The 12546-nt window shown below is 36.2% G+C and carries 13 protein-coding genes; 12 read left to right on the forward strand and 1 reads right to left on the reverse strand.

The features are described 5' to 3' along the window. The first annotated feature begins 32 nt into the window (after positions 1-32). The 7 genes from BN55_RS00095 (at position 33) to mreD (ending at position 7815) form a co-directional block, all read left to right on the forward strand. Positions 33-2672: a valine--tRNA ligase gene (locus tag BN55_RS00095; RefSeq protein WP_008469445.1), complete on the forward strand. Its 2640-nt coding sequence runs from the start codon at positions 33-35 to the stop codon at positions 2670-2672. 3 nt (positions 2673-2675) lie between these two features. Continuing rightward, a complete protein-coding gene (locus BN55_RS00100) occupies positions 2676-3920 on the forward strand; it encodes a bifunctional folylpolyglutamate synthase/dihydrofolate synthase (protein WP_008469446.1) in 1245 nt (414 codons plus the stop codon). Continuing rightward, entirely contained in the window at positions 3917-4594 is a 678-nt protein-coding gene (locus tag BN55_RS00105; protein WP_008469447.1) for an HAD family hydrolase, read from the forward strand. The genes BN55_RS00100 and BN55_RS00105 overlap by 4 nt, the downstream gene beginning before the upstream one ends. Positions 4595-4625: 31 nt before the next feature. Beyond that, entirely contained in the window at positions 4626-5249 is a 624-nt protein-coding gene (locus tag BN55_RS00110; protein WP_008469448.1) for a JAB domain-containing protein, read from the forward strand. Positions 5250-5375: 126 nt separating this feature from the next. Then, positions 5376-6377: a rod shape-determining protein gene (locus BN55_RS00115; protein ID WP_008469449.1), complete on the forward strand. Its 1002-nt coding sequence runs from the start codon at positions 5376-5378 to the stop codon at positions 6375-6377. A gap of 53 nt (positions 6378-6430) precedes the next feature. Further along, positions 6431-7282 (forward strand): rod shape-determining protein MreC, encoded by an 852-nt coding sequence (mreC, locus tag BN55_RS00120; protein WP_008469450.1) that lies wholly within the window; start codon positions 6431-6433, stop codon positions 7280-7282. Continuing rightward, positions 7282-7815 carry a rod shape-determining protein MreD gene (mreD, locus tag BN55_RS00125; RefSeq protein ID WP_008469451.1) on the forward strand — a complete coding sequence of 178 codons (534 nt, stop codon included), beginning with the start codon at positions 7282-7284 and terminating at the stop codon, positions 7813-7815. The genes mreC and mreD overlap by 1 nt, the downstream gene beginning before the upstream one ends. Positions 7816-7854: 39 nt before the next feature. On the opposite strand, the gene BN55_RS09650 is transcribed toward mreD, so the two are convergent. Beyond that, positions 7855-7974, reverse strand: coding sequence for a DUF4044 domain-containing protein (locus tag BN55_RS09650; RefSeq protein WP_008469452.1), 120 nt, complete (start codon positions 7972-7974; stop codon positions 7855-7857). A gap of 107 nt (positions 7975-8081) precedes the next feature. Between BN55_RS09650 and BN55_RS00130 the strand changes: the two genes are divergently transcribed. From BN55_RS00130 to BN55_RS00150, 5 genes are all read left to right on the forward strand, one after another. Beyond that, complete coding sequence (locus tag BN55_RS00130; protein WP_008469453.1) at positions 8082-8417, forward strand: DUF3397 domain-containing protein; 336 nt, start codon at positions 8082-8084, stop codon at positions 8415-8417. 192 nt (positions 8418-8609) lie between these two features. Continuing rightward, positions 8610-9041, forward strand: coding sequence for a division/cell wall cluster transcriptional repressor MraZ (gene mraZ, locus BN55_RS00135; protein ID WP_008469454.1), 432 nt, complete (start codon positions 8610-8612; stop codon positions 9039-9041). A 2-nt stretch (positions 9042-9043) separates the two neighbouring features. Further along, positions 9044-9991, forward strand: coding sequence for a 16S rRNA (cytosine(1402)-N(4))-methyltransferase RsmH (rsmH, locus tag BN55_RS00140; RefSeq protein WP_008469455.1), 948 nt, complete (start codon positions 9044-9046; stop codon positions 9989-9991). 25 nt (positions 9992-10016) lie between these two features. Beyond that, positions 10017-10382, forward strand: coding sequence for a cell division protein FtsL (ftsL, locus tag BN55_RS00145; protein ID WP_008469456.1), 366 nt, complete (start codon positions 10017-10019; stop codon positions 10380-10382). Beyond that, positions 10382-12535: a penicillin-binding protein gene (locus tag BN55_RS00150; protein WP_008469457.1), complete on the forward strand. Its 2154-nt coding sequence runs from the start codon at positions 10382-10384 to the stop codon at positions 12533-12535. Before ftsL ends, BN55_RS00150 begins: the two co-directional genes overlap by 1 nt. Positions 12536-12546: the final 11 nt, after the last annotated feature.

Here is a 12546-nt window from a genome sequence, read left to right on the forward strand (position 1 = left end):
GTCTAGGACTTTTTTTATGGAGGCAGATTTTAATGACGGATTTAGCGCCAAAATATGATCCAAATGAAGTCGAAAAAGGCAGATACCAAGAATGGTTGGATGAAGACTTATTTAAGCCATCTGGCGATAAAAAAGCTCATCCCTATTCAATCGTAATCCCACCACCAAACGTAACTGGTAAGTTGCACTTGGGACATGCATGGGATACAGCAATTCAAGATACTTTGATTCGTTTTAAGCGTATGCAAGGCTATGACACGCTTTACTTACCAGGAATGGATCATGCGGGTATTGCTACTCAAGCTAAAGTTGAAGCAAAATTGCGTAAGCAAGGCAAAGATCGTCACCAAATGGGGCGTGAGGCTTTCGTTAAGCAAGTTTGGGAATGGAAAGATGAATACGCAAATATTATCAAGGGACAATGGGCTAAGATGGGTCTATCTCTTGATTACTCACGTGAAAGATTCACTCTTGATAAAGGTTTGTCAAAAGCTGTAAAGAAAGTCTTTGTTCAACTTTACAATGAGGGCTTGATTTACCGTGGTGAATACATTATTAACTGGGACCCAGAATTACAAACTGCATTAAGTGATATTGAAGTTATTCACAAAGATGACAAGGGTGCTTTTTACCACATCAAGTATCCATTTGCTGATGGTTCAGGTTATGTAGAAATTGCTACTACTCGTCCAGAAACCATGTTTGGTGATACTGCTGTTGCAGTTGCTCCTGGGGATGAACGCTACAAAGATATTGTTGGCAAAGAATTGATCTTGCCACTAGTTGGTCGTCATATTCCAATTATTGAAGATCAACACGTAGATCCAGAATTTGGTACTGGTTTAGTTAAGATTACACCAGCTCATGACCCTAACGATTTCCAAGTAGGTAATCGTCACAACCTTGAAAGAATCAATGTTATGAACGATAACGGCACTATGAATGAAGAAGCTGGCAAATACGCTGGCATGGATCGTTTTGAAGCACGTAAAGCTTTAGTTGAAGACCTTGAAAAAGAAGACTATTTAATTAAGGTTGAACCAATTGTTCACTCAGTTGGTCACTCAGAACGTTCTGGCGTACAAGTTGAACCAAGACTTTCTAAGCAATGGTTCGTTAAGATGAGGCCACTTGCTGAGCAAGTTCTTAAAAATCAAAAGACTGATGGCAAAGTTAACTTTGTGCCAGAAAGATTTGAACAAACTTTAAATCACTGGATGGAAGATGTTCATGACTGGGTAATTTCTCGTCAGTTATGGTGGGGCCACAGAATTCCAGCTTGGTACAACAAGAAGACTGGTGAAACTTACGTTGGCGAAGAGGCTCCTAAAGATATTGAAAACTGGCAGCAAGATCCAGATGTTTTAGATACTTGGTTTTCAAGTGCCTTATGGCCATTTTCAACTTTAGGCTGGCCAGATACTGATAGTCCAGACTTTAAGCGCTACTTTCCAACTAATACTTTAGTTACTGGTTACGACATTATTTTCTTCTGGGTATCCAGAATGATTTTCCAAGGTTTGCACTTTACGCAAAAACGTCCATTTAACGATGTTGTTTTGCACGGATTAATGCGTGATGAACAAGGTCGTAAGATGAGTAAGTCATTAGGCAATGGTGTTGACCCAATGGATGTTGTTGATAAATATGGTGCTGATGCTTTGCGCTGGTTCTTATTAAACGGTACTGCTCCTGGTCAAGATACCCGTTACGATCCTAAGAAGTTAGCCGCAGCTTGGAACTTTATTAACAAGATTTGGAATGCAAGTCGTTTTGTAATTATGAACTTGCCTGCAGATGCAAAACCTGCTCATATGCCAGATGTTTCTAAGTTTGACTTAGCAGATAGCTGGATTTTTGACCGTTTGAACCATACTGTTGGTGAAGTTACTCGTTTGTTTGATGAGTATAAGTTTGGTGAAGCAGGTCGTGAATTATACAACTTTATCTGGAACGACTTTTGTGATTGGTATATTGAAATTTCTAAGGTTGCTTTAAATGGTGATGATGAAGAATTAAAGACTAGAAAACAAGAAAACTTAATTTGGATTCTTGATCAAATCTTGCGTTTGATGCACCCAATTATGCCATTTGTTACTGAAAAATTATGGCTTTCAATGCCTCATGAAGGCAAGTCCATCATGATTGCTAAATATCCTGAAGTTCATGCTGAATTTGAAAACAAGCAAGCAGACAGCGATATGGCATTCTTGATCGAAATTATTAAAGCAGTACGTAACATCCGTATGGAAGTTAACGCTCCAATGTCTAGTCAAATCGACATCATGATTCAATTAGACGATGAAGCAAACAAGCATATCTTAGATGAAAACGCAGATTACGTAGAAAACTTCTTACACCCAAAGAAGTTGGAAGTTTCAAGCAATATCGAAGCACCAAAACTTGCTAAGACTGCCGTTATTCCAGGGGCTCAAGTATTTGTACCACTCACCGAATTAGTGAATGTTGACGAAGAATTGGCTAAGATGGAAAAAGAAGAAAAGCGTCTTGAAGCAGAAGTTGAACGTGCTAAGAAGAAGCTTTCAAATCAAGGCTTCGTAGCACATGCTCCAGAAGCTGTTGTCAATAAGGAAAAAGAAAAGCAAGCTGATTACGAAAGTCAATTAGCAGGCGTTCGTGATAGAATTAAAGAATTGAAAGAAAGCAACTAATTAATGCAAGTACAAGAAGTTATTCATAATATTGAAACTTTGCCACGATTGCATGAAAAAAACGATTTATCTTATATCAAGAAAGTTTTAGCTTTTCTTGATAATCCGCAAGATAAGGTCAAAACAATTCATATAACTGGCACTAATGGCAAGGGGTCGACTTCTTATTATCTTTCAAATTTAATAAAAAAGGCCGGTTGTAAAACCGGTCTTTTTGTTTCACCATATGTTGAAAGATTTAATGAGAGAATTCAGTTAAATAATGAACAAATTAGCGATAGCGACCTGATCAAGGGTTATAATGCCATATCTAATGCAGTTACCGAATTAAAGAAAGCAGATCCGAAGTTTAATTTGGTTACTTTTGAATTTGAAACAGCACTAGCATTTTGGTATTTTTCTTACAAAAAATGCGATTATGCTGTTATCGAAGTTGGTATTGGTGGACAACATGATAAAACTAACGTGATTACGCCTGAAGTAAGTATTATTACGACTGTTGGCTTAGATCACGAGAAAATTATTGGTCCGACTATCGAAGATATTGCCCGAGAAAAAAGCGGTGTAATTAAGCCACGTGTTCCGGTAGTTTTAGGAAATGTTCCAGACAGCGTTTTGGATATTTTGATAGATAAGGCAAAAAAAGAAAGTGCATCAGTTTATTTATTAGGCAAAGATTTTGTTGTGAGCGATCAGAAAAATATCGTTTATCAAGATCAAGATGAAAAAATGATTTTTGACAAACGACCTAGATCTGAAAGTTATGATTTAGCAGTGGCCTACAGGGTATTTAAGTTATTGCATTTATCTTTAAGTCCTAAAAAAGTGCAAGAGGCACTTAATAATACGCAAATTCCCGGTCGCTTTGATGTAATTCAAAAAAAACCATTGATTATTTTGGATGGAGCGCATAATATTCAAGCAATTACTCAGCTGCTTAATTATGTGCACGAGCTGCCTGCTAAAAAGTATAAATTTCTAGTAGGGATGATGAAAGATAAAGATCTAAAAGAAGTTCTTGCTTTATTTAATCCCCAGGACCAATTATATTTAACGCGGATTGACTATCCGCGCGCAGCTAAGTGGGAAGATTTTAAAGATGCAATCAAACAAAAAGCGATTTATGATGAAGATTATAAAAAGTTATTTGATCAACTGGTAAATGAATTGCAAGATGATGAAGTACTTGTAGTCACTGGTTCATTTTATCTAGTAGGAGCCCTTTTAAATTATTGGAGGCATAGATGAGAGTTAAAGGCCTAAAAGAAGAGATCAATGGTTTAATTTTTGATATGGATGGTTTGTTAGTTAATTCTGAGCATTTATATTGGCAAGCTAACATTCAAGCAGCCAAAGAATATGATTTGAGTATCCCAGAAGATTCATATTTAAAATTAGTTGGTTCAAGTGCCAAAGATATGGAGAATTTTTATCATAAATACTTTAAAACAATTAAATTGCGCGACCAGTTCATCAAAAGAACAGATGAATTAGTTTGGCAATGGGCTGATGAAGGTAAATTAAAATTGCGCCCTGGCGTGCAAGAAGCATTAGATTTTTTTGATCAAAATCATTTAAAGATGTCGATTGCTTCAAGTAATTATGATGAATATGTGCAAAAATTTTTATGGGTAACAGGAATCAGAAACTATTTTTCTTTTCATTTGAGCTATAAAGATGTTTTGCAAGATAAACTTCAGCCTAAGCCTGCGCCAGATATTTATTTATTAGCTCAAGAAAAAATGGATTTAGCTAAAGATGAATTGTTAGTTTTTGAAGATTCAAGTACTGGCGTGCAAGCAGCTGCTAGCGCTGGATTAGACTGCATTATGGTGCCTGATTTAAAACCTGCTAGTGAAAATGACAAAAAGCATGCTCTAATTTGTAAGGATTTTTATGAAGTAATAAATAAAATAAATTAAAGTTAGTGTAATAAATAGTGGAGGTTTAAATATGGATAAATTAAAAGCAAAACACTATTTATTACAAAGCGATCGTCAATTAGTTAGTGAATTACGCGAAATTCTTGAACAAAAAGAAATTAAGGACTTTATTCAGTTTCAAGATTTTTTAGATCAAAATAATATTAAAAATTTTGTAGATTTTTGGAATTATTGTACAGGCAGTAAATGCGATGATAGATTAGCAATTTGGGCGCAAATTTTTATCAAAAGAATTAAAGCGTTAAATACCGGCAATTTAGAAAGATTTATGTCTTCTTCGCAAGTCGGATATTACTTAACCAATAAATTAAGCGGTCAAAATCAAGAACAACTTTACGGGATTTATTTAGATTCAAAAAATAAAATTATCGCTGAAAAATTGATCTTTCAGGGCACTTTAAATAAAGCTGTCGTCCATCCTAGAGATATTTTTAGATGGGCGCTAATATACAATTGTGCGTCATTTTTTGTGGTGCATAACCATCCTAGCGGCGACACGGCTCCGTCGCCTCAAGACCTTAAAATTACTAAGCAAATTAGCGATGCAAGCAAGATGATGGGGATTCAATTTATGGATCATTTTATTGTTTCTGACAGCTCATATTTAAGTTTTAGAGAGTCACAACTTCTTTAAAGGTTTATAAAGTCTAAAAGCCATCTCTTAAGATTGGATTTTGTATGCTATAATATCAAGGACTAAATAAAGACGATTTAGGCACTTTTTAAATCATGAAAATAACTAATTAAGGAGAGATTTGGTGTGTTTGGATTAGGTTCAAAGAATATTGGTATTGATTTGGGAACAGCCAATACCCTGGTATATATTGAAGGTAAGGGAATCGTATTGCGCGAGCCTTCAGTAGTAGCCAAAAATACACAAACTGGAGAAATTATTGCCGTAGGTTCTGAAGCTAAAGAAATGATCGGTAGAACTCCTGGAACTATTAGAGCAATCCGTCCAATGAAAGATGGTGTAATTGCTGATTACGATACTACTGCTGCAATGCTTAAGTACTTTATGGAAAAAACAGTCGGTAATTCTAAGCCAGCTGCTATGATCTGTGTTCCTTCAGGCGTAACTGAAGTTGAAAAAAGAGCAGTTATCGATGCAGCTCGCGTAGCAGGCGCCCGTGAAGCATACGTTATTGAAGAACCATTTGCTGCAGCTATTGGTGCAGGACTTCCAGTTATGGATCCTACTGGTTCAATGGTTGTTGATATTGGTGGTGGTACTACTGATGTTGCTACTATTTCATTAGGTGGTATTGTTTCTTCTAGATCAACTAGAATGGCTGGCGATAAGTTCAACAGTGCTATTTCTACTTACATTCACCAAAACTTTAACTTGTTAATTGGTGAAAGAACAGCTGAAACAATCAAGATTCAAATTGCTTCTGCTTCAGTTGAAAAGGCAAAAGAAATTGAATCTATGAATATCAGAGGTCGTGATTTGGTAACTGGTTTACCAAAATCAATCGATGTTGATGCAGAAGATGTTTCTAAAGCTATTCAAGAAGTAGTACAAAACATCATCGTTGCTATTAAAGAAACTTTAGAAGAAACTTCCCCTGAAATTGCTGCTGATGTTATTGATCACGGAATCGTTTTAACAGGTGGTGGAGCTTTGTTAAAGAATTTACCTGAAGTAATTTCTGACGCAACAAAGGTTCCTGTATTTATTGCACAAGATCCACTTGACTGTGTTGCTATCGGAACCGGTGAATCTCTTAAGAACATTGAAGTAATGCGTAAAAGACGTTAATTATTAAGAGGTCGGAATAAAGCCGGCCTTTTCTTATTAGGAAAATAACTCAAATGAAAAAATTTTTTAGAAATAAAAAAGTCTTGACAATTTTTGTAGTCATCATTGCAATTTTGAGCATTCTTTCCATAACAGTGCGCATGCGTAATCGTCGAAATACACCATTATTTATCCAAAAGATGGGCAATGATACAGTTACAATCATGACTCAGATGGTGAATTGGCCTCTCAATTTGGTAACTGGCGGAGTAAGCAATGTTCAAGACTTATTGAATACTCAACAAGAAAATGACCATCTCAAAAAGCAAGTCGACGATTTAGGTCAAACAAAAGCTCGCAATAATACTTTGGAATCAGAAAACAGTCAATTAAAAGCTGCTTTAAAATTAAAGAGTACACTTTCTGATTATGACATTATTAATGGGTCAGTTATTTCTCGGGCTCCTGATACTTGGTCTGATATTTTAGTTATTGACCAAGGTTCACGTGCAGGAGTTCAAAAAAATATGGCTGTAATGTGCGGTGGTGGATTGATTGGTCGAATTATTGAAGTAAGTGCTACTAGTTCAAAAGTTGAGTTAATTACCTCAACTGATAAATCTGCAAACCGCTTTTCTGTTCAAGCAAAAAGCAGCAACGGCAAAATGGTCCACGGTATTATTTCTGTAAATGGCGATAGTCAATTGACCTTTACTCAAGTTGTTGATGGTAGAAGACTAAAAAAGGGCACACGTGTATATACAAGCGGTATGGGTGGAAGATCACCTAAAGGTTTGTTAGTAGGGACAGTTCAAAAGACAACTAGAGATAGTTTTGGATTGTCTGACGTGATTCAAATAAATCCTGCTGGTAATTTAAACGATCCTTCTATTGTTTCAGTCATTCGCAGGAAGGTGGAAGACTGATGAATATATTACGACGCTGGTATGTTGCAATTGCCTTATTTGCTGCTTTAATTCTTGATGGCATTTGTAGTTTTCGTCTGCAGAGCATTTTATTTCATGGATTTGGCGGAGCTGCTTGTTGGTTTACGGTAGTGGGTATTGTCTTAATTGGACTTTGCGATGACCAAAATATTGATAATGTCTGGCTTAGTTTAGGAATTGGATTAATTGCAGATGTCTTTTATATGGGATTTATTGGTGTCTATACTGTAATTTTTCCAGCAATTTGCTTTTTAAGCGAAAAAGTTGCTAGATTTTTACCAGAAATATTTATTTCAAGATTAATTGTTAGTTTATTAGCTTATTTGCTAGTGGATATTTATGTTTTTCTAGTCTGCAATGCAGTAGGAGTGATTAGCGTTTCTACTTTAGACTTAGTAAAGTCATTTTTGCCAAGTTTAATAATGTGTTTAATTATCTTTTTAATCACATATGCATTTTGGGTTTGGCTAGTAGAAAAATACCCATTCTTAGATAAGCGCACACCATATTAAAAGGGATGTCATTTGATATGACATCCCTTTATTTTTTTGCTATTGAATTAAATATTGAAGACCTACCGCAAAGACACCGAATAAAGTAATAATTGCCATTAGCCATGCCATTACGATAGTTAATTTTTGAAAACCAGATTTTTTCTTTTTCTTGCGCATGCCAAAACCTCCTATAATGCTTTTATTCTAGCTTAGCAGATAAAGTTTTGCAATTTAATATTTATGTCTAACAAAATAATGTAAAATAAAGTGAATGGAGGAAAATTATGCAGTTAATTTGGATTTTTTTGTTACCTATTATCGGTCTAGCATTTGCAGCGCTAGTTGCACGTGTGTTTCCGAAGGCAAAATTTAGAGGATACGACGTCTTGCCATTCTTCTTTGTTGCTGCTTGTCAGATGATTACAGCGCAAAATCATAAACCATCTTTTTTGCCATATGGTTTTTTGCTATATTTTGTGTTAGTAATTATTATTGCTGTGCGAATTGCTATTGAAAATAAAAATATTTCTCTAGGAAAAACTATTCGTGTTTTGTGGAACTATCTGACTGCATGTTCAATTTTCTGGTATGTGGGTTTGTTAATCTTAGTAATAATTTAATAACTTTCCCCACCATTTACCACAATATAATAATAAATACTGAAAGGCTGTAATCGTTGAGATATCAGCCTTTTTATTTTTGCAAAATAATTAGTGGAAAAAATAAATAGTATAATAAGAAAAAAATTGGGTAATCTTGTGGTAGAAAGTGGTGATTTGTGGTAAATTATTCATTGGAAAGGGGGCTAGACCATGTTCATGGGTGAGTATCATCACAATCTGGACAGTAAAGGTCGGCTGATTATACCAGCTAAATTCAGAGACCAGATTGGTGAAAACGTAGTATTTACTCGTGGCATGGAGGGCTGTATTTTTGGCTATCCTTTACCAGAATGGCAAAAAATCGAAGCTAAGTTAGCCAAACTTCCCCTGACGAAGAGAAGTGCTCGTAAGTTTACGAGACTTTTTTACTCAGGTGCGATGGAAACGGAGTTCGACAAGCAAGGACGTGTCAATCTGACCACGACGCTAAAAACGCATGCTGGACTTGAAAAAGAATGTGTGATCGTTGGCGTCTCAGATCGAATTGAAATTTGGTCAGCACAGCGCTGGGCAGATTTTGCTGAAGATGCTAACGAGAACTATGACGACATCGCTGAAGACTTGGATGACATCGAACTTTAATTATGGAATTCAAGCATTATAGTGTACTTTTACACGAAACAATAAAGAATTTAAATCCAAAAAATGATGGTCTTTATGTAGACGCAACTTTTGGTGGCGGAGGCCATGCTCGATATTTACTCAGCAAGTTGAAATCAGGAACTGTTGTTGGATTTGATCAAGATGAATATGCTATCTCAGCGGCAAAGTTGAACTTTGCAGATAATTTAGCAAAAAACAGTGAGCCGAGGTTAGAATTAGTTCATGATAACTTTTGTCATTTGAAAGATGAACTAGTAAAGCTAGGTTTTTCAGATGGGATTGATGGTATTTATTATGATCTTGGAGTTTCCTCTCCTCAATTTGATCAACCAGAACGCGGCTTCTCTTATCGCTTTAATGCTCGATTAGATATGAGAATGGATCAAAGCCAAGAGTTAGATGCTTACACAATCGTCAATACTTGGTCGCAAAAAGAGATCGCTGATATTTTATATCAGTATGGTGATGAAAAGTTTTCTCGCCAAATTGCTCGAAAGATTGTCGAAAGCCGCAAAGATCATCCGATTGTTACAACTTTTGATTTAGTTGAAATTATTAAAGATGCTATTCCTGCCTTTGCAAGAAGAAGTGGGGGACATCCTGCTAAAAAGACTTTTCAGGCAATTAGAGTAGCAGTTAATAATGAAATGGATGTTTTAAAAGAATCTTTGCAAGAAGCAATTGATCTTTTGAAACCAGGTGGAAGAATTTGTGTAATCACTTTTCAGTCGCATGAAGACAAAATCGTTAAAAAGATGTTTAAAAAATATTCAGAAGTTGAGATCCCTCGGGGAATGCCGATGGCTCCAGCTGATGAAAAACCAACATTGCGACTAGTGAGTCGCAAACCTATCATGGCAGGTAGCGATGAATTAAGGGAAAATAATCGCTCACACAGTGCCAAGTTGAGGGTTGCAGAAAAGTTATAAATAGTAGTATTTAAAGGAGAAAGCAATGGCTGATAGCTCAGCAAGAAATTTAAATTATCAACAGACCGTTCAACGTGAGACTGAGCAACCAGGCAAAACGATAGTTCTTAATCCTAAAAGCGTTCCCTGGAGCCGCTTAGAAAAGGCGTTAATGGTTATAGGAAGTGTGATTACACTTGGCTTAATGACTATGTTGGTGTCAGCCAGCGTTGCTTCAACTAATGCCCAGCACACATTAGCCAAAGAAGAACAAACTATTACTTCTAAGCAAAATCACAATACCGATCTTCGTCAAGAAGTCGGCGAACTAACATCAACTAGCCGAATGAACAAAATTGCTAAACAACAAGGTTTACGCCTTATTGAAAGCAATATTAGGAATGTCCGTTAATGAAAAAATTCAATAATTTAAACAAAAATAGATCCAAAGCCCACGGCTACCGCTTTACGGTGGGGAGAATCCTCCAAATAGTCTTGGCTTTGGTTTTTCTTGTATTTATAGGTAGATTTTTATATATTGGTATCTCGCAAAAAGTTGCAGGACAAAACTTAAGCAAGCGTACTAACCAGCTCTATAGTCGCAATGAAGTCCTTAAAGCAACGCGTGGTTCTATTTATGATCACAATGGCTTAACCATTGCAGAAGATTCACATACTTATACGGTGTATGCTATTTTGGATAAAAGCTCTGTTACTTATAACAATAAACCGATGTATGTAGTAAATAAGGCAAAAACTGCACAAAAGTTATCGGAAGTTCTACCTTTAAGTAAAGAAGAAATATTAAAATATTTAAATCCAAAGCATAAAGCTTATCAAGTCCAATTTGGGACAGCAGGATCTGGTTTGACCATGAGACAGCGCAAGCAAATTGAAGCAATGAAATTGCCTGGAATTAGATTCATGGAAACTGCATCACGTTTATATCCAAATGGTGCTTTTGCTTCTCACGTAGTAGGTCTTGCTCAGCTGCAAAATAATAAAAAGACTCGCCAGCATGATTTAGTGGGAACCATGGGACTTGAGCAATATTTCAATAAGCAGCTGTCTGGTAAAGATGGTTATCGCGAAGCATTTGTTGATGCTGAAAATTATCAAATGCCAAATAGTAGCCATACTTTTAAACCAGCTAAAAATGGCGACGACATTTATTTAACTCTTGATTCGCAACTGCAGTCTTATTTAGAAAATTTGATGACAAAAGTTCAAAATAAATATAAGCCTAAAAGCTTAACAGCGGTTGTTGAAGATGTAAAAACTGGTAAAATATTAGCTGCTTCACAAAGACCTACTTTTGATCCGGAAACTAAAAAGAATCTCGATTCAAATTGGCGTAATATTTTGGTACAAGATTCATATGAAGCAGGTTCTGTATTTAAAATTTTGTCGATGACTGCAGCAATTCAATCTGGACATTATAATCCAAATGAATACTATAGATCCGGATCAATTACGCTTAATGGTTCAACGATTCACGACTGGAATGTGTCTGGTTGGGGAAGCATCCCGATGTCGCAAGCCTTTCCTCGTTCAAGTAATGTCGGTATGGCAACTTTAGAACAAAAGATGGGCAATGCAACTTGGAAAGAGTATCTTAACAAGTTTAAGATTGGTCAGAAAACTAACGTTACTTTGCCTGGTGAAAATCCAGGTTACGTAAACATTAAAACTAATCTGGATGGGGCAGTTACTTCATTTGGTCAGGGCGTAACTGTAAACGTCATGCAAATGATGCAAGTTTATAGTGCCTTGGCAAATGATGGGCAAATGCTTAAACCGCAATTTGTAGAAAAAATTGTTTCTCCATCTGGCAAAGTAGTTTCTAAGTTTCATAAAGAAAAAGTAGGCAAACCAGTATTTTCAAAACAAACTGCTCAAACTACATTAAAATTAATGCAGGATGTTTTAAATCCAAAATATGGTACTGGTGTTGCCTATAAGATGCCAGGCAAGAGCATTGCAGTTAAAACTGGGACGGCGCAAATTGCCTCACCAAAAGGCGGTTATCTATCAGGAGCTAACAACTATATCTTCTCAGTTGTTGGATTAACGCCTGCAAATAATCCACGTTACTGCGTATATCTGACAATGCGCCAGCCACAAAAGATGTCAGACCCTGCAGAAACAATCCTTGCTTCAATATTCAAACCAGTTATGAATCGTTTAATTTCATCAATGTCACAAAGTAGCGTACATGTTGTTACGGTTCCGCAGTTGACAAATAAAAAGCTTGCCCAAGCAAAAGAAAGTGCTGCAAACGAAGGTTTAAATGTTGAAATTATCGGAACAGGACAAAGCGTAATTCGTCAAGCTTATGCTGCAGGAGCTAAAACAGAGTCTGGCAATAAAGTATTTGTCTTTACTGGCGGCACAATTTATTGTCCAGATATGCAAGGCTGGAGCAAGGAAGATGTCGCTAACTTTAGTAGCAGTGCCCAAATTCCAATTACAATTAATGGTACGGGCAAAAAAGTTACATCTCAAAGTATCACAAAAGGTCAAGTTATTAATAGAAACAGTAAATTATCAGTTACTCTAAAATAAGGATTAAAGGA

It is taken from the genome of Lactobacillus hominis DSM 23910 = CRBIP 24.179, assembly GCF_000296835.1.
GTDB lineage: Bacteria > Bacillota > Bacilli > Lactobacillales > Lactobacillaceae > Lactobacillus > Lactobacillus hominis.